This window comes from Clavibacter vidaverae (genome assembly GCF_047529985.1).
In the GTDB taxonomy this organism is placed as follows: Bacteria; Actinomycetota; Actinomycetes; order Actinomycetales; family Microbacteriaceae; genus Clavibacter; species Clavibacter nebraskensis_A.
Genome location: NZ_JBLJAM010000001.1, coordinates 381,802 through 403,298, shown reverse-complemented (window position 1 = coordinate 403,298; position 21,497 = coordinate 381,802). Strand labels below are relative to the sequence as shown.

At 73.1% G+C, this 21,497-nt stretch carries 20 protein-coding genes, 1 tRNA gene and 1 other RNA gene; 14 read left to right on the top strand and 8 right to left on the bottom strand.

Annotated elements, in window-relative coordinates; genetic code table 11:
* Nucleotides 1-14: 14 nt before the first annotated feature.
* Nucleotides 15-2,741 carry a pyruvate dehydrogenase (acetyl-transferring), homodimeric type gene (gene aceE / locus ACMT9T_RS01885; RefSeq protein ID WP_414743983.1) on the bottom strand — a complete coding sequence of 909 codons (2,727 nt, stop codon included), beginning with the start codon at nucleotides 2,739-2,741 and terminating at the stop codon, nucleotides 15-17.
* A gap of 240 nt (nucleotides 2,742-2,981) precedes the next feature.
* On the opposite strand from aceE, the gene ACMT9T_RS01880 reads away from it, so the two are divergent.
* Nucleotides 2,982-3,455 (top strand): peroxiredoxin, encoded by a 474-nt coding sequence (locus ACMT9T_RS01880; RefSeq protein WP_043669182.1) that lies wholly within the window; start codon nucleotides 2,982-2,984, stop codon nucleotides 3,453-3,455.
* A gap of 18 nt (nucleotides 3,456-3,473) precedes the next feature.
* On the opposite strand, the gene ACMT9T_RS01875 is transcribed toward ACMT9T_RS01880, so the two are convergent.
* On the bottom strand, nucleotides 3,474-4,163 hold the full coding sequence (locus ACMT9T_RS01875) for a hypothetical protein (protein WP_414743982.1): 690 nt from the start codon (nucleotides 4,161-4,163) through the stop codon (nucleotides 3,474-3,476).
* A 91-nt stretch (nucleotides 4,164-4,254) separates the two neighbouring features.
* On the opposite strand from ACMT9T_RS01875, the gene ACMT9T_RS01870 reads away from it, so the two are divergent.
* Nucleotides 4,255-4,327, top strand: a tRNA-Val gene (locus ACMT9T_RS01870).
* Here ACMT9T_RS01870 and ACMT9T_RS01865 read toward each other — a convergent pair.
* Nucleotides 4,287-4,886, bottom strand: a complete 600-nt coding sequence (locus ACMT9T_RS01865; protein WP_414745847.1) for a TetR/AcrR family transcriptional regulator C-terminal domain-containing protein — start codon at nucleotides 4,884-4,886, stop codon at nucleotides 4,287-4,289. The two genes, ACMT9T_RS01870 and ACMT9T_RS01865, sit on opposite strands and share 41 nt — an antisense overlap.
* A gap of 165 nt (nucleotides 4,887-5,051) precedes the next feature.
* On the opposite strand from ACMT9T_RS01865, the gene ACMT9T_RS01860 reads away from it, so the two are divergent.
* The 7 genes from ACMT9T_RS01860 to rnpB all read left to right on the top strand — a co-directional run bounded on the left by ACMT9T_RS01860 (nucleotide 5,052) and on the right by rnpB (nucleotide 9,378).
* The gene (locus ACMT9T_RS01860) at nucleotides 5,052-5,687 is read left to right on the top strand and encodes a biotin transporter BioY (protein WP_414743981.1); all 636 of its coding nucleotides are present in this window, start codon (nucleotides 5,052-5,054) and stop codon (nucleotides 5,685-5,687) included.
* Nucleotides 5,684-6,370 carry an energy-coupling factor ABC transporter ATP-binding protein gene (locus ACMT9T_RS01855; protein WP_414743980.1) on the top strand — a complete coding sequence of 229 codons (687 nt, stop codon included), beginning with the start codon at nucleotides 5,684-5,686 and terminating at the stop codon, nucleotides 6,368-6,370. The genes ACMT9T_RS01860 and ACMT9T_RS01855 overlap by 4 nt, the downstream gene beginning before the upstream one ends.
* On the top strand, nucleotides 6,367-6,975 hold the full coding sequence (locus ACMT9T_RS01850) for an energy-coupling factor transporter transmembrane component T (RefSeq protein WP_414743979.1): 609 nt from the start codon (nucleotides 6,367-6,369) through the stop codon (nucleotides 6,973-6,975). The genes ACMT9T_RS01855 and ACMT9T_RS01850 overlap by 4 nt, the downstream gene beginning before the upstream one ends.
* Nucleotides 6,976-7,082: 107 nt before the next feature.
* Nucleotides 7,083-7,265: a hypothetical protein gene (locus ACMT9T_RS01845; RefSeq protein ID WP_414743978.1), complete on the top strand. Its 183-nt coding sequence runs from the start codon at nucleotides 7,083-7,085 to the stop codon at nucleotides 7,263-7,265.
* A gap of 52 nt (nucleotides 7,266-7,317) precedes the next feature.
* The gene (locus ACMT9T_RS01840; RefSeq protein ID WP_414743977.1) at nucleotides 7,318-8,145 is read left to right on the top strand and encodes a Nif3-like dinuclear metal center hexameric protein; all 828 of its coding nucleotides are present in this window, start codon (nucleotides 7,318-7,320) and stop codon (nucleotides 8,143-8,145) included.
* A gap of 76 nt (nucleotides 8,146-8,221) precedes the next feature.
* On the top strand, nucleotides 8,222-8,956 hold the full coding sequence (locus ACMT9T_RS01835) for a zinc ribbon domain-containing protein (RefSeq protein ID WP_414743976.1): 735 nt from the start codon (nucleotides 8,222-8,224) through the stop codon (nucleotides 8,954-8,956).
* 43 nt (nucleotides 8,957-8,999) lie between these two features.
* Nucleotides 9,000-9,378: RNase P RNA component class A (gene rnpB, locus ACMT9T_RS01830), an RNA gene on the top strand.
* An 83-nt stretch (nucleotides 9,379-9,461) separates the two neighbouring features.
* Here rnpB and ppgK read toward each other — a convergent pair.
* On the bottom strand, nucleotides 9,462-10,283 hold the full coding sequence (gene ppgK, locus ACMT9T_RS01825) for a polyphosphate--glucose phosphotransferase (RefSeq protein WP_116055453.1): 822 nt from the start codon (nucleotides 10,281-10,283) through the stop codon (nucleotides 9,462-9,464).
* 74 nt (nucleotides 10,284-10,357) lie between these two features.
* On the opposite strand from ppgK, the gene ACMT9T_RS01820 reads away from it, so the two are divergent.
* Nucleotides 10,358-10,540: an SPOR domain-containing protein gene (locus ACMT9T_RS01820; RefSeq protein WP_116055454.1), complete on the top strand. Its 183-nt coding sequence runs from the start codon at nucleotides 10,358-10,360 to the stop codon at nucleotides 10,538-10,540.
* Between the two features lie 7 nt (nucleotides 10,541-10,547).
* On the opposite strand, the gene panB is transcribed toward ACMT9T_RS01820, so the two are convergent.
* The gene (gene panB / locus ACMT9T_RS01815; protein ID WP_414743975.1) at nucleotides 10,548-11,417 is read right to left on the bottom strand and encodes a 3-methyl-2-oxobutanoate hydroxymethyltransferase; all 870 of its coding nucleotides are present in this window, start codon (nucleotides 11,415-11,417) and stop codon (nucleotides 10,548-10,550) included.
* An 85-nt stretch (nucleotides 11,418-11,502) separates the two neighbouring features.
* Here panB and ACMT9T_RS01810 point away from each other — a divergent pair, with 85 nt between their 5' ends.
* The gene (locus ACMT9T_RS01810) at nucleotides 11,503-12,840 is read left to right on the top strand and encodes a glutamine synthetase family protein (protein WP_116055456.1); all 1,338 of its coding nucleotides are present in this window, start codon (nucleotides 11,503-11,505) and stop codon (nucleotides 12,838-12,840) included.
* A 58-nt stretch (nucleotides 12,841-12,898) separates the two neighbouring features.
* The gene (locus ACMT9T_RS01805; RefSeq protein ID WP_414743974.1) at nucleotides 12,899-15,919 is read left to right on the top strand and encodes a bifunctional [glutamine synthetase] adenylyltransferase/[glutamine synthetase]-adenylyl-L-tyrosine phosphorylase; all 3,021 of its coding nucleotides are present in this window, start codon (nucleotides 12,899-12,901) and stop codon (nucleotides 15,917-15,919) included.
* A 119-nt stretch (nucleotides 15,920-16,038) separates the two neighbouring features.
* On the opposite strand, the gene glnA is transcribed toward ACMT9T_RS01805, so the two are convergent.
* Complete coding sequence (gene glnA / locus ACMT9T_RS01800) at nucleotides 16,039-17,463, bottom strand: type I glutamate--ammonia ligase (RefSeq protein ID WP_012298985.1); 1,425 nt, start codon at nucleotides 17,461-17,463, stop codon at nucleotides 16,039-16,041.
* Between the two features lie 193 nt (nucleotides 17,464-17,656).
* On the opposite strand from glnA, the gene ACMT9T_RS01795 reads away from it, so the two are divergent.
* Nucleotides 17,657-18,085: an RDD family protein gene (locus ACMT9T_RS01795; protein WP_414743973.1), complete on the top strand. Its 429-nt coding sequence runs from the start codon at nucleotides 17,657-17,659 to the stop codon at nucleotides 18,083-18,085.
* Between the two features lie 24 nt (nucleotides 18,086-18,109).
* Here the strand turns inward: ACMT9T_RS01795 and ACMT9T_RS01790 are convergent, their stop codons facing one another.
* Both ACMT9T_RS01790 and ACMT9T_RS01785 read right to left on the bottom strand, forming a co-directional pair.
* On the bottom strand, nucleotides 18,110-18,823 hold the full coding sequence (locus ACMT9T_RS01790; protein WP_414743972.1) for a J domain-containing protein: 714 nt from the start codon (nucleotides 18,821-18,823) through the stop codon (nucleotides 18,110-18,112).
* Nucleotides 18,824-18,877: 54 nt separating this feature from the next.
* The gene (locus ACMT9T_RS01785; RefSeq protein WP_116055460.1) at nucleotides 18,878-19,588 is read right to left on the bottom strand and encodes a DUF4191 domain-containing protein; all 711 of its coding nucleotides are present in this window, start codon (nucleotides 19,586-19,588) and stop codon (nucleotides 18,878-18,880) included.
* Between the two features lie 232 nt (nucleotides 19,589-19,820).
* On the opposite strand from ACMT9T_RS01785, the gene ACMT9T_RS01780 reads away from it, so the two are divergent.
* A complete protein-coding gene (locus ACMT9T_RS01780) occupies nucleotides 19,821-21,485 on the top strand; it encodes a protein kinase domain-containing protein (RefSeq protein WP_414743971.1) in 1,665 nt (554 codons plus the stop codon).
* Nucleotides 21,486-21,497: the final 12 nt, after the last annotated feature.

The following is a 21,497-nucleotide window of genomic DNA, read 5'->3' as shown; positions in this document are numbered from 1 at the left end:
CAGGTCGGCGCAGCTCACGCCTCGCCGCCGGCCGACCCGGTCGTGCCGGCGTTCACGTCGAGCAGGCGGTACTTGTCGATCGCCCACTTCGGCGCGTCCTGGTCGACCTTGCCCTGCTTGGCGAGGCGCTGGAGCGTCTTCACGACCATCGACGGGCCGTCGATCGCGAAGAAGCGGCGGGCCGCCGGACGCGTGTCCGAGAAGCCGAAGCCGTCGGCGCCGAGCGTCGAGTAGTCGCCGGGGACGAACTGGCGGATCTGGTCGGGCACCGCGTGCGAGAAGTCGGTGACCGCGACGAACGGGCCCTCGGCTCCGCGCAGCTTCTCCTCCAGGTACGGGACCCGGGTCTCGGAGTGCGGGTGCAGGAGGTTGTGCTCCTCGGCGGCCAGGCCGTCGCGACGCAGCTCGCCCCACGAGGTGACGGACCAGACGTCGGCGGACACGCCCCAGTCGTCGGCGAGGAGCTGCTGCGCCTCGAGCGCCCACGGGACGGCGACGCCGGACGCCATGAGCTGCGCCTTCGGGCCGTCGATCCAGCCGTCCTTGAGCTTGTAGACGCCGCGGACGATGCCGTCCACGTCCACGCCCTCCGGCTCGGCCGGGTGGATGATCGGCTCGTTGTACACCGTGAGGTAGTACATGACGTTCGGGTCCTCGTGCTCGCCGCCGTACATGCGCTCGAGGCCGGTGCGCGCGATGTGCCCGATCTCGTAGGCGTACGCCGGGTCGTAGGAGACGACCGCGGGGTTGGTCGCCGACAGGACCAGCGAGTGGCCGTCGGCGTGCTGGAGGCCCTCGCCCGTGAGCGTGGTGCGACCGGCGGTGGCGCCGATGAGGAAGCCGCGCGCCATCTGGTCGCCCGCCGCCCAGATCGCGTCGCCCGTGCGCTGGAACCCGAACATCGAGTAGAAGACGTAGATCGGGATGAGCGGCTCGCCTTGCGTCGAGTACGTGGTGCCGAGGTTCGTGAACGCCGCCAGTGCACCCGCCTCGTTGATGCCCACGTGCACGATCTGGCCCTGCGGGCTCTCCTTGTAGGACAGCAGCAGCTCGCGGTCGACCGACGTGTAGTGCTGGCCGTTCGGGTTGTAGATCTTCGCCGTCGGGAAGAAGGCGTCGATGCCGAAGGTGCGGGCCTCGTCCGGGATGATCGGGACGACGCGGTTGCCGAAGTCCTTGGCGCGGATGAGGTCCTTCAGCAGCCGGACGAACGCCATGGTCGTGGCGATCTCCTGCGTGCCGGAGCCCTTCTTGGAGATGCGGTACGCCGAGTCGTCGGGCAGCGAGATGGCCGTGTGGTTCGTGCGGCGCTCCGGCGAGTACCCGCCGAGCGCACGACGGCGCTCCTGCATGTACTGGATCGCCTCGTCGTCTTGGCCGGGGTGGTAGTACGGCGGCAGGTACGGGTTCTCCTCGAGCTGGGCGTCCGTGATCGGCACGCGCATCTCGTCGCGGAACTGCTTGAGGTTGTCGAGCGTGAGCTTCTTCATCTGGTGGGTCGCGTTGCGCCCCTCGAAGCTCGGGCCGAGGCCGTAGCCCTTGACGGTCTTCGCGAGGATCACCGTGGGCTGACCCGTGTGCTCGCTCGCCGCCTTGAACGCCGCGTACACCTTGCGGTAGTCGTGGCCGCCGCGCTTGAGGTTCCAGATCTGGTCGTCGGTGTAGCCCTCGACGAGCTTCGCGGTGCGCTCGTCGCGCCCGAAGAAGTTCTCGCGGATGTAGGCGCCGCTCTCGGCCTTGAAGGTCTGGTAGTCGCCGTCGGGCGTGCGGTTCATGAGGTCGAGGAGCGCGCCCTCGGTGTCGCGGGCGAGCAGGTCGTCCCACTCGCGGCCCCAGACGACCTTGATGACGTTCCAGCCGGCGCCGCGGAAGAAGCTCTCGAGCTCCTGGATGATCTTGCCGTTGCCGCGGACCGGGCCGTCGAGGCGCTGCAGGTTGCAGTTGATGACGAAGTTGAGGTTGTCGAGCTTCTCGTTCGCCGCCACCTGGAGCTGGCCGCGGCTCTCGACCTCGTCCATCTCGCCGTCGCCGAGGAACGCCCAGACCTGCTGGTCGGAGGCGTCCTTGATGCCGCGGTTGGTGAGGTACTTGTTGGCCTGCGCCTGGTAGATCGCGTTGATCGGACCGAGGCCCATCGAGACCGTGGGGAACTGCCAGAACTCCGGCATGAGGCGGGGGTGCGGGTACGACGAGAGGCCGCCGCCCTCGTGGCTCTTCTCCTGGCGGAAGCCGTCGAGCTGGTGCTCGCTCAGGCGTCCCTCGAGGAAGGCGCGGGCGTAGGTGCCGGGGGAGGCGTGGCCCTGGACGAAGACCTGGTCCCCGCCGCCCGGGTGGTCCTGGCCGCGGAAGAAGTGGTTGTAGCCGACCTCGTAGAGGGCCGCCGAGGAGGCGTAGGTCGCGATGTGGCCGCCGACCGCGATGCCGGGGCGCTGGGCCCGGTGCACCGTGACGGCCGCGTTCCACCGGATCCACGCGCGGTAGCGGCGCTCGAGGTCCTCGTCACCGGGGAAGTCGGGCTCGTTCTCCGCCGCGATGGTGTTGATGTAGTCCGTGGTCGGGACCATCGGCACGTTGAGGTGCAGCTCCTTCGAGCGCTTGAGGAGGCTGAGCATGACGTCGCGAGCGCGACCCCGGCCCTGCGTCTCGACGAGTCCGTCGAGCGACTCGTTCCATTCGGCGGTCTCTTCCGGATCCTGGTCGGTGTGGTTCACCGAGTACGGATCCTGGTCGTTGACAGTCACCCTCGACCTCTTCCTGTGGTGTGCAGACATCGTCTTCGGTGCCACGGGGCTCGAAGGGTGCGAGACCGCGCGTACGCCGAGAGCCAGCCTACCCATGCCGACCGACCGCGACGGACGACCGGTCGGCGCGCCCGCGGCGCGGCCGCGGGCGTCCGGCGCTGGACATCCCGGGGGCCCGGCGTAGGATCGACCCTCGTGCCAGACAGGGGACATCTGCCGGCACGGAAGGATCCGCATCCCATGGCCCTGGCCAACGACACACAGGCTCCCGACTTCGAGCTCGCCAACCAGTACGGCGAGCGGGTCCGGTTGAGCGAGTACCGCGGCCACCGCGCGGTCGCCCTCGTCTTCTTCCCCCTCGCGTTCTCCGGCACCTGCACGGGCGAGATGTGCCAGCTCGAGGAGAACCTCGGCATGTTCGCCGACAGCCGCGTGGAGCTCATCGGCATCAGCGTCGACAGCAAGCACACGCTGCGCGCATGGGCCCAGCAGCAGGGCATCGACTTCCAGCTCCTGGCCGACTTCTGGCCGCACGGCCAGGTCGCCAAGGAGTACGGCGTCTTCCTCGAGGAGAAGGGGTTCGCGAACCGCGCGACCTTCCTCATCGACACCCGCGGCATCATCCGCCGCAGCTTCATCACCGCGCCGGGCGAGGCCCGCGAGCTCGAGGCGTACCGCTCCGCCATCCGCGACCTGGCGCTCGTCCCCGCCTGATCCGGCTCCCGCCGCGCCTCAGCTGAGGATGTTGACGGCGCGCGCGATCACGAGGGCGAGGATCACGAAGCCCGCGAACGCCTCGAGGGCCATGAGCCCCTTGGCGCGGTGGGACAGCGGCATGACGTCGGTGGGGCTGTACGCCATCGAGTTGGTCAGCGAGAAGTAGGCGTAGTCGACGAACCCGGGCACCCAGTCCGCGTGCTCCGACGAGCGTCGCGCGACCTCGGACACCGCGCCCGCGTCCTCGTCCTGGGGGAAGCGGAAGTCGGCCGACGCGAGTGCGGCGCGGGCGTGGATCCGCCGGGCCACGGGGCCGCCGCGGTCCAGCTCCCAGTAGACGAGCGCGAACGCCAGGACGTTCGTGGTCCAGACCTGCAGCGCCGTGAGCAGGAGCTCGGGGCCCGCCTCGGAGGCGTCGACCAGTGCGATCACCAGCACCACGAGGCTCACCTGGTTCGCGACCAGCAGGAGGCCGCCGAGCGCGAGCCCCAGCCCGCGCGACCACGCCGTCTCCCGGGCGAGGCGCCTCGGGTTGAGCGCGACCAGCGGCACGAGCAGGGCGACGGCGATGACGACGACGGCGATCCGGACGCCGGTCGGCACGGCCGTGGGAGCGATCCCGTAGAGGACGACGGCCAGGACGACGCCGACGCCGGCGGGCCAGCGGGGCTCCGCGACCGTGCGGCGCGAGGGGTGGATGGGCACGGGGGAGAGGCTACGGCGGCCGCCCGGCACCGGGCCGTGGCGCGCCGACGGCGTCGGCTAGCATGGCGGGGCGCCGGCTCCCCGGCGTTCAGGGCCTTTAGCTCAGTTGGTAGAGCGCCACGTTTACACCGTGGATGTCGTCGGTTCGAGCCCGGCAGGGCCCACCTCGTTCCCGTCACGGTCCGCCTGGCCGCGTCCGCCCGACTCGCGCCCGTGCGCCCGCAGGTCCCCGAGGCCGCGTACGAGCAGCTCCACGCCGAAGCGGAAGCCGTCGGCGGACTCCCGCCGGGTGCGCGCCGACGGCGCCGGGTGCACGAGCCCGAGCCGAGCCAGCTGATCCCGCTGCTGCTCGTGGGCCACGTGGCCGAGCACGAAGTGGAGGATCGCCGCCGCCGCGCGTGCGGTGTCCGCCTCGCCGGCGCCGCTCGCGGCCACGGCGTCGGCGAGCGCGCGACGGGCCGCCGACGAGCCCAGACCGAGGACGGCCGTGCTCGCGACGACCTCCGCGCCGTCGCGGTGCGCGAGGAGCGCGACGCGCAGGGCGGTCGCCTCGTCGCGCACCCGCTCGTCCCACGGGCGTCGCCCGCTCGGCCGGCGCGGGCGGTGCGACGCCGACTCGGCCACGATCCGGTCGGCCACCTCGGCGAGGAGTCCCTGCTTGTCCGGGAAGTGCCAGTAGAGCGCGCTCGGCTGCACCTCGAGGACAGCGGCCAGGCGGCGCATGGTGAGGTCGGGGAGGCCGTGTTCGTCGAGGATCCGCAGGGCGGCCCGCGCCACGTCGTCGCGGGTGTGCCCCCTGCCGCCGCGCGCCTCCGCCATGCCGCCACTATAGTGAACGGCGTTCAGGTGAACGCCGTTCAGGAAAGCCCCCCGATGCGGAGGAAGAGCATGACCACGTCCCCGACCCTCCCGCCCGAGCGCGCCTCCCGCGTGGACGCCGCCGACCTGGCCCGCGTGGCCGTCCTGGCCGCGGTGATCGCGGTGCTCGGCCTCCCGGGCGGCATCAGCGTCCTCGGCGGCGTGCCCATCACGGCGCAGACGCTGGGGGTCATGCTCGCCGGCGCGATCCTCGGCCCCTGGCTGGGCGCCCTGTGCATCCTGGTGCTGCTGGCGCTCGTCGCCGTCGGCCTGCCGCTCCTCTCCGGCGGCACGGGCGGCCTCGGCGTCTTCGTCGGACCGAGCGCCGGCTACCTCGTCGGGTGGGTCCTCGGCGCGCTCGTCGTCGGGGCGGTGGTCCACCTGGGCGGGCGGAAGCCCGCCGTCGTCCGCACCGCCGTCGCCATGGTGGCGGGCGGCATCCTCGCGATCTACGCCGTCGGGATCCCCGTGCAGAGCGCCGTCACGCGCCTCCCGCTCGTCGAGACCGCGTACACGAGCCTCGTGTTCCTCCCCGGCGACCTGGTCAAGGCGGCCATCGCCACGGGCATCGTGATGACGCTGGTGCGCGGCTACCCTCGCGCCTTCCGTCGTCGGGGCGGGTGGACCCGCGCCGCGTCCCGGGCGTCCGCGACGTCCCCCGCGTGACCGGCGTCGCCCTCCGCCTCGACGGCGTCGGCGTGCGCCTCGGCGACGTCGACGTCCTGGCCGGCGTCACGCTCGACCTCGACGCGCGCACCGTGGCGGTGATCGGCGAGAACGGATCGGGCAAGAGCACGTTCGCGCGGCTGGTCGGCGGGCTCGTGCCGCGATCGACGGGCGACCTGCGGGTGCTGGGCCTGGATCCCGCGCGCGACGCCCGGGAGCTGCGGCGTCGGGTCGCGCTGGTCTTCAGCAACCCGGACGCGCAGATCGTCATGCCCACGGTGCGGGAGGACGTCGCGTTCTCGCTGCGCTCCGAGCGCCTCGCGCGCGACGCGACCGCCGCCCGGGTCGCGGACGCCCTCGCCCGGTTCGGCCTGGTCGATCTCGCCGACCGTCCGTCGCACGACCTGTCCGGCGGCCAGAAGCAGCTGCTGGCGCTCGCGGGCGCCTTCGTCCGCCGGCCAGAGCTCGTGGTCGCGGACGAGCCCACGGCGTACCTCGACGCGCGCAACGCGCGACGGGTCGCCGACCACCTCTTCGAGGAGGGCCACCGGCTGGTGCTCGTCACGCACGACCTCGCCGTGGCCCGGCGCTGCGACGCGGCCGTGCTGTTCGCGGGCGGACGACTGGCCCGCGTCGGGACGCCCGCCGAGGTGGTCGCCGAGTACGAGGCGCTGCTCGGATGACGTCGGCCGCGCGCGCCCCGGGCCGCCTCGCCCGCATGCGCACGGGGCCGAAGGCCCTCCTCCTGGCCGCCGTCGTGCTCGCGGTCTCCCTCCTGCCGTCCACCTGGGCGGGCGCGATCGTCGCCCCCGCGGTCGCGGTGGTCGCCTACGCCGCCGCGGACCTCCGCGACGGCGCCCTGGGGCTCCGCGCCCTGGCGTCGCAGCTGCGGGCGGTGCGGTACCTCCTCCTGTTCACGCTGCTCTGCCAGGCGGTGCTGCTCGGCCCGGAGCACGCGGTCGCCAACACGGCCCGCGTGGCGACGGCCGTCGCGATCCCGGGCCTCCTCGTGCTCACGACCTCGACCACCGCGCTCCTCGACTCCGTCGAGCGTGGCCTCCGTCCGCTGGCCCGGCTGGGGGTGGACACCGAGAGGGTCGCGCTCCTCATGACCGTCACGGTGTCGACGGTGCCCGTCCTCGCCCGCCTCGCCGGGGACGTCCGGGACGCGCAGCGCGCCCGCGGCGGTCGCGCCGGGCTCCGGACCTTCGTCGTCCCCTTCCTCGTCGTCGCGCTGAAGCACGCCGACGACCTGGGCGACGCGCTGACGGCGCGCGGCGTCCGCTGACGCGCGGAGGCGCGTCCGGCGGGACGGCGGCCGGCGGGACGGCGGCCGCCGTATCCGCCCATGCATCCGTTCGCGTACTCACGGTCCGTTGGCGCTACTGTGCAGTCATGAACCCCGAGAAGGTCGAGGACGCGGCCTCCTGGTCCGTGGTCGACGCCGCGACCCACGGGTCGAGCACCCACCCCGGATCCGCCCAGCGCGCCCTCTGGCCCCTCGACCCGCTCGTGCCCTCGCCGGGCGTCGACGCGGACGACGACGACCCGCGCCCGCCGCGCCGCGGTCGGAGCTGATCCGCCCCCGCGCGCGCCGGGCCCGGACCGCCCCTTCGTTACGATGGGCGACGTGACCCCCACCCTCGCCGACGCCGTCCGAGCCGTCGAGGGCGCCTGGCCCCCCGCCGGTGCATCCGACTGGGATGCCTCCGGCCTCGTCAGCGGCGACCCCGGGCGCCCCGTGCGGCGGATCCACCTGGCCGTCGACGCGGTCCGCGCGACCGTGGACGAGGCCGTCGCCGCCGACGCCGACCTGCTCCTCGTCCACCACCCGCTGCTCCTGCGCGGCGTGACGACCATCGCCGAGACCGGCTACAAGGGCGCGCTCCTCACCGACCTCGTGCGCGCGGGCTGCGCGCTCTACGCCGCGCACACGACCGCCGACGTCGTGGAGGACGGCACGTCCGGCCGGCTCGCCGCCCTGCTCGGGCTGCTCCCGGAGACGCTCCGCCCCCTCGAGCCCGCGGAGGGCGGCGTCCGCGGCATCGGCCGGGTCGGCGACCTCCCCGCGCCCACGACCCTCGGGCGTCTCGCGGGCGAGCTCGCGAGGATCCTCCCGCCGACCGCCACGGGAATCCGCGCTGCCGGCGCCTACGACGCGCCGATCACCCGCGTCGCGCTCTGCGGCGGCGCCGGCGACTCGCTCCTCGGCGCTCCCGAGGTGCAGGCGGCCGACGTCTACATCACCTCCGACCTCCGCCACCATCCCGCGAGCGAGGCCCGCGAGGCCGCCGCGCAGCGCGGGAGCGGGCCGTGCCTCATCGACACGTCGCACTGGGCCAGCGAGTGGCTCTGGCTCGACGCGGCCGCCGACACGCTGCGGCAGGCGCTGCCGGACGTCGAGGTGACGGTGAGCGACATCCGCACCGACCCCTGGGACTTCGTCGTCACGCAGTGACGACCCGCGGCCCGAGCCGCACCCGCACCACCGGCAGGCGCGCGCGCCGCGTCCGCCGCACCACGAGAGGGAGAGCATGAAAGCCGATCCGAGCATCCAGAAGGAGCTCCTCGACCTGCAGGAGATCGACACCCGGCTCACGCACCTGAAGCGCCAGCTCGCCCAGCTCCCGCAGCTGAAGGAGATCGACGCCCTCCAGCGGGAGATGGAGCTCGTCCGCCGCCGTCTCGGCGAGCGGACCGGCGTCGTCGAGGACGCGCAGACCGAGCTCCAGCGCATCGAGTCCGACGTGGCCGTGGTGCAGGCCCGCATGGACCGCGACCGCAGCCGCATCGAGGCCGGCGGCAGCTCGAAGGACGTCCAGGCGCTCGAGCGCGAGCTGGAGTCGCTCCTGCGTCGCCGGGACACACTCGAGGAGGTCGAGCTCGAGGTGATGCAGCGCCTCGAGGAGGCCCAGGCCGCGCAGGCCGAGGTCGTCGTCGAGCGCGACGCGCTGGCCGACCGCCTCGCCGCGGTCGAGGCCGAGCGCGACGCCGCGGCCGTCGAGCTGCGCGTGCAGGCCGAGCAGGCGCAGAAGGACCGGGAGGCGCTGGCGCCCCGGTTCCCCGAGGACCTCCTCGCGCTCTACGAGAAGCAGCGCGCCCGTTACGGCGTGGGCGCGGCGATGCTGCACCGGGGCATCTCGCTCGGCAGCAACATCGCGCTGCACCAGAGCGACCTCGACGCGCTGCGCAAGCGGGCGCCCGACGACGTGGTCATCGACCCCGAGAGCAACGCGATCCTCGTGCGCACGGACGAGTCCGGCCTCTGACGGGAGAGCCGCCCGGCGGCTGCCCTAGACTCGTCCCCGCGGATGGGTCGGCAAGACGGTCGCGCCGCGGTGGATCCTCCGGGAGACGCCGCGTCGAGGAACGTCCGGGCTCCGCAGAGCAGGGCGGTGGGTAACACCCACCCGGGGCGACCCGCGAGACAGTGCAACAGAGAGCAGACCGCCCGTCGCGCGAGCGGCGGGTGAGGGTGAAACGGCGGTGTAAGAGACCACCAGCGGCCCGAGTGATCGGGTCGGCTATGCAAACCTCGCCCGGAGCAAGGTCGAACAGGGGACGCACAGGCTGCTCGTCCAGTCCCCGGGTAGACCGCTGGAGGGCTGCGGTGACGCAGCTCCGAGATAGATGGCCGTCCATGGTGCCTTGAGCACCGGGACAGAACCCGGCGTATCAGCCGGCCCATCCGCACCACGCACCATGCACCACACGACGAAGCGGCCGGATCCCCTCGGGGCTCCGGCCGCTTCGTCGTGTGCGCGTCGGGTGCGCTCAGTCCTCGGGCTTCGTCTTGTCGACGAGGTCGGAGGCCGGTGCGTGCGTGCTCGCGCCCACCGCGTGGGCGGCGAGGGCCGCGGCACCCATGATGCCCGCGTTGTTGCGCAGCTCCGCCGGCACGATGGGCGTGCGCAGGCGCAGAAGCGGCAGGAAGTGCTTGTGGTTCTTGGACACGCCGCCGCCCACGATGAACAGCTCCGGCCACATCAGCTTCTCGAGCTGGCCGTAGTAGACCTGCAGCCTCGCCGCCCAGCGCTTCCAGTTGAGGTGGGCGCGCTCCTTGGCCGCGTACGAGGCGCGGCGCTCGAAGTCGCGGCGGCCCGCGACGTCCATGTGGCCGAGCTCGGCGTTGGGGATGAGCACGCCGTCGTGGATGAGGGCGGTGCCGATGCCCGTGCCGAGCGTGGTCATGATCACGAGGCCGCGCACGTCCTTGGCCGCGCCGTAGCGGGCCTCGGCGTAGCCGGCCGCGTCCGCGTCGTTGACGAACGTGATCTCGAGGCCGAGGCGCTCCTCGAACAGCTTCTCGGCTTCGAGGCCGATCCAGGTGGGGGAGACGTTCGCGGCCGACATGGTCGTGCCGTGCACGATCGCGGCCGGGAAGCACACGCCGAGCGGCGTGCCCGCGGGCACCTCGCCGAGCGCGTCGATGATCTGCTTCACGGTGGCGACGATGTCGTCCGGCTCGCCGCCCTGAGGCGTCGGCAGCTTCACGCGCTCGCTGCGCAGCTCGCCCGTCGCCACGTCGACGATGGCGCCCTTGATCCCGGTCCCGCCGATGTCGATGCCGATTGCGGTCGTCGCGTCGTCGCTCATGGAAGCGACCCTACCGGCTCGCCCGCCCCGTCCCGGCCCCCGTGCGCGGCACGGACGGGCCTAGCATCGGCAGCATGAGCGACAGCGACGAGCAGTACTGGTACGACGACCGCACGGGCGAGGTGGAGAAGGGGATGCTGTCCCCGGCGGCCCACCGGATCGGCCCGTTCGCGACCGCGGAGGAGGCGGCCCGGGCGCCGCAGCGGCTCCGCGAGCGCGCCGAGCAGTGGGCCGCCGAGGAGCGCGGCGACGACTGACGCCGCGTCAGTCGGAGTAGCTCTCCGCCTCGGCGGGGAACGCGCCGGAGACGACGTCGTCGCGGTAGCGGGTCGCGGCGTCGAGCAGCACGGCGCGCATGTCCGCGTAGCGACGGACGAAGCGCGGCACGCGGCCCGCGGTGAGGCCGGCGAAGTCGGTCCACACGAGGATCTGGCCGTCGGTGCCGTTCCCCGCGCCGATGCCGATGGTCGGGATCCGCAGCTCCTCGCTCACCCGGCGGGCGATCTCCTGCGGCACCATCTCGAGCACCACGGCGAAGGCGCCGGCGTCCTGGACGGCGCGCGCGTCGGCGAGCAGCGCCTCGGCGGCGTCGCCGCGGCCCTGGATGATGTGGCCGCCCAGGCCGTGCTCGCTCTGCGGCGTGAAGCCGATGTGGCCCATCACCGGGATGCCCGAGGAGACGACCCGGCGGATCTGCTCCGCGCTGCGGACGCCGCCCTCGAGCTTGACGGCGTGGGCCCGCGCCTCCTTCATGAAGCGCACGGACGTGGCGAGCGCCTGGTCGGGACCGGACTCGTACGAGCCGAACGGCAGGTCGGCCACCACGAGCGCGCGCTGGGCCGAGGACGCCACGGCGCGAGCGAGGGGGATCAGCTCGTCGACCGTGACGGGCACGGTCGTGTCGTAGCCCAGCACGGTGTTGCCCGCGGAGTCGCCCACGAGCAGGAAGTCGATGCCCGCCTCGTCGAACACGCCGGCCGTGAGCATGTCGTAGCTCGTGAGGCCCGTGATCCGGAGGCCCTGCTCCTTGGCGCGGGCGAAGTGCCGGATGCGCACGCGCTTGGGCGGCGCGGCGGGCTCCGACGGGAGGCGGGCGGGCTCGGTCGGGGGGACGGCAGCGTCGGGGCTCTGCATGTCACGGAGTCTACGGCGGGCCCCGCGGGCGCTCGGCCCGACCCCTGGTCAGCCGGTAGGTTGGACTCCGACGAGAGGGTGGTGGATGGACAAGCAGCGTGACTTCGTCCTGCGGACGATCGAGGAGCGCGGGATCAAGTTCGTGCGCCTGTGGTTCACCGACGTGACCGGCACCTTGAAGTCCGTGGCGATCGCCCCGGCCGAGGTCGAGGGCGCGTTCGCGGAGGGCCTCGGGTTCGACGGCTCGGCCATCGAGGGCCTCACCCGCTCGTACGAGGCCGACATGCTGGCCCACCCGGACCCGACGACGTTCCAGATCCTCCCGTGGCGCGGCGAGATCGACCCGACGGCGCGCATGTTCTGCGACATCTCCACGCCGGACGGGCAGCCCGCCATCGCGGATCCCCGCAACGTCCTCAAGCGCACGCTGGAGAAGGCGGCCGACCGCGGCTTCACCTTCTACACGCACCCCGAGATCGAGTTCTACCTCCTCAAGTCGAGCGAGTTCGGCGTCGACGGCCCCGAGCCGGTGGACGCGGCGGGCTACTTCGACAACGTCCCCGGCGGCACGGCGCACGACTTCCGCCGCCGCTCGGTGCGCATGCTCGAGGACCTCGGCATCTCGGTCGAGTTCAGCCACCACGAGGCGGGCCCCGGCCAGAACGAGATCGACCTGCGCTACGCCGACGCGCTCACCACGGCGGACAACATCATGACGTTCCGCACGGTCATCAAGGAGGTGGCGATCGAGCAGGGCGTCTACGCGACGTTCATGCCGAAGCCCCTCGCGCACCAGCCGGGCAGCGGGATGCACACGCACATGTCGCTGTTCGAGGGCGACGTCAACGCGTTCTACGCGTCCGGCGCCGAGTACCAGCTCTCCACCATCGGCCGGCAGTTCATCGCGGGCCTCCTCAAGCACGCGCCCGAGATCACGGCCGTCACGAACCAGTTCGTGAACTCGTACAAGCGGCTCTGGGGCGGCGGCGAGGCGCCGAGCTTCGTCACGTGGGGGCACAACAACCGCTCCGCCCTCGTGCGCGTGCCGCTGTACAAGCCCAACAAGGGCAACAGCTCGCGCGTCGAGTACCGCGCCATCGACTCCGCGGCGAACCCGTACCTGTCCTTCTCGCTCATGCTGGCCGCCGGCCTCAAGGGCATCGAGGAGGGCTACGAGCTCCCGCCCGAGGCCGAGGACAACGTGTGGAGCCTGAGCGACGCCGAACGACGCGCCCTCGGCTACGCGCCGCTGCCGTCGAGCCTCGACCACGCGATCCAGCTGATGGAGCGCTCCGAGCTCGTGGCCGAGACGCTGGGGGAGCAGGTGTTCAACTACGTGCTGCTCAACAAGCGGCAGGAGTGGCGCGACTACCGCGCCCAGGTGACGCCGTACGAGCTGCGGTCCAACCTCGAGATGCTCTGACGCGGATCCCCGCCAGCCGCATCCGCACCGACATCCGACGACGAGGCCGGAGACCCCGATGAGACGCGGCCAGACCCTGATCGGCGCCCTGGCGCGCGCGGGCTTCTCGCGCCTGAGCGAGGTCGGCGCGACGCTCGCGGAGGCGGCGGAGCTCGCGGGCTGGGCCGAGTCCGACCTCGTGGACGCGCTCACGCCGAGCGCGGACCCCGACGCCGCGCTCGACGCGCTCGTGCACCTGCTGCGCATCGACCCCGCCCGCACGCGCGCCGTCCTCGCGGACGACGACGCGCGCCACCGTCTCGCCCGCGTGCTCGGCTCCTCCCACGGGCTGGCCGACTTCGTGGCCCGCCACCCGGCTGAGCTCGACGCGTTCGCGCGGCCCCTCGGCCACCTCCCGGCACCCGACGACGTCCGGCAGCAGCTGCTCGACGCGGTCGGCGCCGAGGACGGGGTCGCCGCCCTCACCGGCACGGAGGCGCGTGCGGCGCTCCGGATCCGGTACCGCGCGCTCGTCGCCCGCGTCGCCGCGTGGGACCTGGTGCACCCGGATCCGCTGGTGGCCGTGCGCCCCGTCACCGCCGCCCTCGCCGACCTCGCGGGCGCGGCGCTCGAGGCGTCGCTGGCCGTCGCGCGGGCCGAGCTCTCCGCGGCGGGCACCTTCGGGCGGGCGCGGCCTGAGGAGATCCGGGCCACGCGCCTGGCCGTCATCGGCATGGGCAAGGCGGGCGCGCGCGAGCTCAACTACGTCAGCGACGTCGACGTGATCTTCGTCGCCGAGGCCGCGACCGACGCCGACGGCGAGCCGCTCATCGAGCCGCACCGCGCGGTCGAGCTTGCCACGCGCCTCGCCGTCCTGACCATGCGCGGGATCGACGAGCACGAGGTCGAGCCGGCGCTCTGGGAGGTGGACGCGAACCTCCGTCCCGAGGGCAAGGCGGGCGCGCTCGTCCGCACGCTCGACTCGCACCTCGCGTACTACGACCGCTGGGCGAAGGACTGGGAGTTCCAGGCGCTGCTCAAGGCCCGCCCTCTCGCCGGCGACGTCGAGCTGGGGGAGCGGTACGCCGACGCCGTCGCCCCGCTCGTCTGGTCGAGCGCCTCGCGGGAGGGGTTCGTGGGCCAGGTGCAGCGGATGCGCACGCGCGTCACGGACAACATCCCCGCCGACCAGCTCCACCAGCAGATCAAGCTGGGGCCGGGCGGGATCCGGGACATCGAGTTCACCGTGCAGCTGCTGCAGCTCGTGCACGGGCAGACCGACGAGGAGGTGCGCCACCGCGGCACGCTGCCCGCGCTGGTCGCCCTCGCCGACGCGGGCTACATCGGGCGCACCGAGGCCGGCGACTTCGCGCGCGACTACCGGTACCTGCGGCTCCTCGAGCACCGCCTCCAGCTCGACCGGCTCCACCGCACCCACCTCATGCCCGTCGACGAGGAGCGGCTGCGGGTCCTCGCGCGCAGCACGGGCCTCGACGCGCGCGCGGAGGAGCTCACGGAGCGCTGGACGGCGACGAAGACGCGCGTGCGCACGCTGCACGAGCGGCTCTTCTACCGGCCGCTCCTCGCGGCCGTCGCGTCGCTCCCCGAGGAGACGCTGGCGCTCACGAGCGACCAGGCAGCCGCCCGCCTGTCGGCCATCGGCTTCGTCGACGCGCGCGGCGCCCTCGCGCACATCCGCGCGCTCACGCAGGGGGTCTCGCGCAGCTCCGCCATCCAGCGGCACCTCCTGCCGGTCCTCCTGCAGTGGTTCGCCGACGGACCGGATCCGGACCACGGCCTGCTCGCGTTCCGCCGCCTGAGCGAGGCGCTGGGGGAGGCGACGTGGTTCCTCCGGATGCTGCGCGACTCGTCCGGCGCAGCGCAGCGGCTGGCGCAGGTGCTGTCGGGATCCCGCTACGTCTCGGAGCTCCTCGACCGCGTCCCCGAGGCCGCCGCCTGGCTCGCCCGCGACGAGGACCTCCGCCCGCGCACGTGGGCCGCGCTCGAGGAGGAGGCCGTCGCCACGGTCAACCGGCACCCGACCCCGGACGCCGCGGCCGCCGCGCTCCGCACGCTCCGCCGACGGGAGATCCTCCGGCTCGCCATCGGGGCCATCGTGGGCGTCACGCACGTCGAGACCCTGGGACCCTCGCTCGCGGACATCACCACGGCGACGCTGCGCGGCGTCATGCGCGCCATCCGCCGCGAGGACGGTCCCTGGCCCGAGTTCGCGGTCGTCGCGATGGGCCGCTACGGCGGCGCCGAGCTGGGCTTCGGATCCGACGCCGACGTCATGCACGTGTACCGCCCCATCGCCGGGATGGACCCCGAGCTCGCCCAGCGCCGCGCCCAGCTCATCGTCTCCGAGCTGACGCGCCTCACGGAGGACTCGCGCCTGCCGCTGGACCTCGACACGGGGCTGCGACCGGAGGGGCGCAACGGTCCCGTCGTCCGCTCGTTCGCGTCCTACCGCGCCTACTACGAGCGCTGGTCGCTCACCTGGGAGGCGCAGGCCCTGCTCCGCGCCCGCGGGGTCGTCGGCGACAGCGGCCTCATCGCCGACTTCACCGAGCTCGCCGACCGCTTCCGCTACCCGGAGGGCATCGGCGACGCCGACGTCCGCGAGATCAAGCGCATCAAGGCGCGCGTCGAGAACGAGCGGCTTCCGCAGGGCGCGGATCCGACACGGCACCTGAAGCTCGGCCGCGGATCGCTCAGCGACGTCGAGTGGCTCGTGCAGCTGATCCAGCTGGAGCACGCCCACGCGCACCCCGCCCTGCGCACCCCGACCACGCTGGGCGCCCTGGACGCCGCGGTCGAGGCCGGTCTCGTCGACCGGGAGGACGCGGCCAGGCTCCGGGAGGCCTGGCTGCTGGCGTCCCGCGTGCGCTCGGCGATGACCCTGTGGACCAACCGCACGGCCGACGTGCTCCCCGCCGACCGGGCCGCGCTCGACGCGATCGCGCGGCTGCTGGAGTACCCGCCCGGCTCGGCGTCGGTGCTCGAGGAGGAGTACCTCGGCGTGACGCGTCGCTCGCGCGCCGTCTTCGAGCGCCTCTTCTACGGGCTGGACGACCGTCCGGAGCCGCGCGGCGCCTGACGCGCCGCGGATGCCCGCTTGCGCTCGCGCCGCGGCCGCACGCACGCACGACGACGGGCCGCCCTCCCGGAGGAGGACGGCCCGTGCGTCATGCGGCCCGATGCGGGACGCCGGCGGGATCAGACGCCGTAGTACAGCTCGAACTCGAACGGGTGCGGGCGCTGCGCGAGGGGCTTGATCTCCATCTCGCGCTTGTACTCGATCCACGTCTCGATGAGGTCGGGCGTGAACACGTTGCCCGCGGTGAGGAACTCGTGGTCGGCCTCGAGCGCCTCGAGCGCGGCGCCGAGCGACGCGGGCACCTGGGGGATGTTCTTGGCCTCCTCGGGCGGGAGCTCGTAGAGGTCCTTGTCGACGGGCTCGTGCGGCTCGATGCGGTTCTTGATGCCGTCGATGCCGGCCATGAGCTGCGCCGCGAACGCGAGGTACGGGTTGCTCGAGGCATCGGGCGCACGGAACTCGATGCGCTTGGCCTTCGGGTTGGTGCCCGTGATCGGGATGCGGATCGACGCCGAGCGGTTGCCCGCCGAGTAGACCAGGTTGACGGGCGCCTCGAAGCCGGGCACCAGGCGGTGGTAGGAGTTCACCGTCGGGTTCGTGAAGGCGAGGATCGCCGGCGCGTGCTTGAGGATGCCGCCGATGTACCAGCGCGCCACGTCCGACAGGCCGCCGTAGCCGGCCTCGTCGTAGAACAGCGGCTTGCCGTCGTTCCAGAGCGACTGGTGCGTGTGCATGCCCGAGCCGTTGTCGCCGAAGAGCGGCTTCGGCATGAACGTGGCCGTCTTGCCCCACTGCTCGGCCGTGTTCTTCACGATGTACTTGAACTTCAGGATGTCGTCCGCCGCGTGCACCATCGTGTCGAAGCGGTAGTTGATCTCGGCCTGGCCGCCCGTGCCCACCTCGTGGTGCGCGCGCTCGAGGATGAGGCCGGCGTCGATCAGCTTGAGGCTGATGTCGTCGCGGAGGTCGGCCTGCTTGTCGACGGGGCTGACGGGGAAGTAGCCGCCCTTGTAGGGCGTCTTGTTGCCGAGGTTGCCGCCCTCCTCCTCGCGTCCCGAGTTCCAGGCGCCCTCCTCGGAGTCGACCGAGTAGAAGCTCGTGTGCTGGTTCACCTCGTAGCGGACGTCGTCGAAGATGTAGAACTCGGCCTCGGGCGCGAAGAACGCGGTGTCGGCGATGCCGGACGCGGCGAGGAACTTCTCGGCCTTCTTGGCCACCTGGCGCGGGTCGCGGGCGTAGATCTCGCCGTTGCGGGGGTTGTAGATGTCGAACACCATGATGAGGGTGCGCTCGATGCGGAACGGGTCGATGTACGCCGTCGTCACGTCGGGGATGAGCTGCATGTCGGACTCGTGGATGCTGGCGAAGCCGCGGATGGACGAGCCGTCGAACAGCTGGCCGACGGAGAAGAACTCCTCGTCGACGGTGGAGGCGGGGATGTTGAAGTGCTGCTGCACCCCGGGCAGGTCGGTGAACCGGATATCGAGGAACTTGACGTCGGTGTCCTTGATGAACGCGAGCACCTCGGATGAGTCTCTGAACATGTGGTGTCTCCAAAAGGGGGCCGGAGCGGATGAGACTGACGGTTTCAGCCTCTCCGACCCTAGGGGGAAGGGGTTACCTCGCCATAACCGCCGTGTTTCCGCGATGTTACGCACCCTCGCCCGGGCGCGTCGGCGAGTGCTCCCATGGCCCGCGGATCAGGGGATCCACCCGCGGCGCGCCTAGGATCGGGAGGTGCCCGCGACTCCCATGAACCTCGACCTCGGCGACCCCGGCCGCAACCGCTGGCCCGGGGAGCGACTCGGCCTCCCGGAGCGCGGGCGCGGCTCCGTGGCCCGCGCCGGTCGGCGCATCGTCGGCATCTGCATCGACTGGGGCATCGCGGTCCTCGTCTCGTGGGCCTTCCTCGCCTACGACGCGACGGCGACCCTCGCGATCTTCGCGGTGATGCAGTACGTGCTCGTCATCACCCTGGGCGGCAGCATCGGCCACGTCGTGCTGGGCATGCGGGTCCGGCCCCTCGGCGGCGGATACGTGTCGCTGTGGCGACCCGCCCTGCGCACGGTCCTCGTCTGCCTCGTCGTGCCGGCGGTCGTGTGGAACGCCGACCAGCGCGGGCTCCACGACGTGTTCTCGGGGACGGTGCTCGTCCGCACGTCCTGAGGCGGCGCCTCCCCGCGGGAGGGGTCAGCCGGGCTCGCACCCGAGGTAGACGAGCTCCGGATCCACGCCGCCGAGCACCACGCGCGCGGGCGAGCCGGCGCGGACCGCGCCCAGCTCGCGGCTCTCGGTCTCCCGACCGTCGTCCGATCGCCCCGTCGTCACCTCGAAGCGCGCGAGGGCCGCGCTGCAGTCCTCGGGCGCCGTCATGTCGAGCAGCGTGCAGGAGCTGGCGTCCACGCACTCGCTCGCACGGGAGGCGGGGTCGCGCACCTGGACGATGGTCGTCCCCTGCGTCAGGTCCGCCCCGATGGTCGTGAACCGGGCGCGGGTGGAGTCCTGGAACGTGACGAGGACCACCAGGACGCCCGCGAGCGCGCAGACCGCGGCGATGGACGGACCGAGTCCGCGACGGGCGAGCTCCCGACGGGAGCGTCCGTAGGGGGATCGGCGCTCGCTCGGGGTGGCCGGAGGCGACGGCGGTGCCGGGGGAGACGTGCGACCGGTCCGAGCCCCTCCGTCGGCCGCTCGCGGGCCCATGCGCTGGCGGAGGTGCAGGGCGTCACGCGCCAGCGTCAGCTGCACGAAGCGCTCATGGGCGACCCGGAGCTGCTGCGGTGTCGCGCCGGGCAGGCGGTCCGGGTGCGTGTCCCGCGCGTACCGGGCGTAGGCGCGGTTGACGGCGGAGCGGTCGGCGTCCACGTCGACGCCCAGCAGCGCCGCGGCGAGGACCGGATCCATGGGCTCAGTCTGCGCGGGGCACGGGGCCCGCGCAAACGCCCGTCGAGCTCGGGATCAGCGTGCGCGCGACGGGCGCACCTTGAAGGGGTCGACGCCCTTCGGGATCGGCATGCTGTTCTGGCCGAGAGAGGTGAGCCGGTTGTTGACGGCGAGGACCTCGGCCTTGGTGATCGTGCGGGGGAACCGCTGCAGGCGACCCGCGAGCTTGTGCAGCTCGACGGAGTCCGCATCCGGTCCCACGAAGACGAAGTGCACCGGGACGTTGGGGAGGACGCGGGCGATCTTGCGGCGCTCGTCCTCGAGCATGCGGGTCGTGCGGCTCTTCGGCCCCTCGCCGATGAGCGCGACGCCCGGACGGCCGACGGCGCGGTAGACCGCGTCCTGCGACTTGCCGTTGACGGCGACGGGCATCTCGCTGCCCACCCATCCGCGCTTGAGGGAGCTGCGCAGCACGACGCCGACGGCGCCCGGCTGGCCCTTGATCTGGAGGTACGCTGCGCGCTCCGCCTTGCGTCCGAGGACGATGAGGAAGGCGAGGACGCCCGCGAACAGGCCGGCGATGACGAAGAGGATCGCCGTGAGCCAGTTGCCGCCCGTGGCGAAGACCGCCAGCAGGATGCCGACGACGAGGGGGCCGAGCAGCGCCAGGAGCATCCACCAGACGGAGCTCTTGTCGTACCGCCGGGTCATCTGGAAGACCTGCCACATCTGCTTGATGCGGCCGGGTTCCTTGGGCGCCTTCGGAGAGGCTGTCTTGCGGGCCATGGTGCTCAGGATACCGGTGCGCGACGCGCTCCCGGAACGGCGGCGGCGTCATCGAGGCCAGGAGGGGCGGATGCCGCCTCACCCCTCCCTCACAGGAGCGCGGATCCCCGCGACGCCCCGGATGCCCGACGGGTCGGCGCCGCTCGGCAGGTGCACGGCATCCTCGCCGCGGGACCCCACCTCCCGCCCTCGCGGCGAGAGCGGCGGATGGAGGACGAGAGGACGAGAGGCGATGCGCGACGGACGGACTCGTGGCAGGAGCGGAGCGACGGTCGACGATCGACGGCGCGGGGAGCGCGGAGCCCTGGCTGACGGGGCAGGCCTCGTCGAGACCGGGCCGCGTGCTCCGGTGCGGCGGCACAGGGACACCACGGCCGACGGAGCTCCTCTGGTGGCGGGCTACCGCCTCATCCGTCTCGTGGGGAGGGGCAGGTCCTCGGTGGTGCACCTCGCTCGAGCGGAGCGGGCCACGGACCACGATGCAGCGACGAACGTGGCCGTCAAGATCGTGCCGCCGACCGAGCGCAGCCGCGGGGAGGCCGAGATCGTGGCGCTCCAGTCCGTCGTCTCCGAGCACGTGGTCGCCCTGCGGGACGTGGCGACGCTCGCCGACGGGAGCCTCTGCCTCGTCCAGACGCTCGGCTCCCGCGGCACCGCGGCGGCCCTCCTGGCACGCCGGGGCAGCCTCACGCCGGGTGAGACCGTGACCCTCGTCGTCTCGGTGCTCCGCGGCCTGGGCGACCTCCACGAGGCCGGGCTCGCCCACGGCGCCCCGGACCTGACCCACGTGCTGATCGACGCGACGGGACGCCCGCTGCTCGGCGGCCTCGGGTCCTCGCGCCCCCTCTCCGGCGGCGGGGTCCTCGCGGACGCGGGCGGCGGCGACCCCGTGGAGCAGGACCTGACGAGGGTGTCGCGGATGGTCCGGGCCCTGCGCGACCCCGTCGACGCTCGCGGAGCGGTCTCGGACGCCGGGTGGGACACGTGGCTCGAGCTCCTCGACTCCGTGATCCACGGCGAGTCCGCGCTCACGGCGCACGATCTGGCCGAGCGGCTGCTCGACGTCGCCGACGCCGCACCCCTGGCGGACGCAGGCGGGCGACCGGACATCGACGGTGTCGACGTGCGCCTGGCCGACACCGCGAGCACAGCCGATCTCCGGCGCCGGGCGGGGAGGAGCCGACCGCGGGAACGCGCCGACGCGCGGACTCCCCGGATCGACGCGCACCGTCATCGAGCGGCTCGCGAGTCACCCGCACGGCGGGCCTCCCTGCGGCTGGTCGGTCTCCGCGGCGTGATGCGGCGCGAGCTCGGCGCGGTGCGTCCGCGCGTGTGGGTGCTCGGCGCGAGCGCGCTCCTGCTGCTCGCCGTCGGCGCCGTCGGGCTGCCCCTGCTGACGGACGCCGCTCACGGCGAGGCGGCCGAGCCGACGGCGGAGCCGACCGCGACGGGGTCGCCGTCGGACGCCGCATCGACGCAGTTGCCGACGGCGGCGCCATCCGCCATCCCGGAGACGACGGACGCCGACTCGGCCGCCGCCGGCTCCCCGGACCCGGACGTCGCCGCACCGGCGCTGCTCCGGCTGAGGGCGGCATGCCTCCGACGGGCCGACCTCGCCTGCGTCAGCACGGTCGACGAGGCAGGGTCCGCGATCGAGGACGCGGACAGGACGACGGTCTCCGCAGGCGGTGGCGACCACTCCGGCGACGGCTCGCTGCACGTCACGGACCTGCGCGGGCCGGCGCGACGGATGGGGGACGGGGCGCTCGTGGAGCTGCGTCCGGATCCCGCCGAGGGCGCGGATGCGACGGGAGGCCCCGGACGCCGACCGGCCTCCCTCCTGATCGTCAGGGGGGAGGCCGGGTGGCGGATCAGGGACCTGATGGACGACCGGTGACGGTCGGCGCTC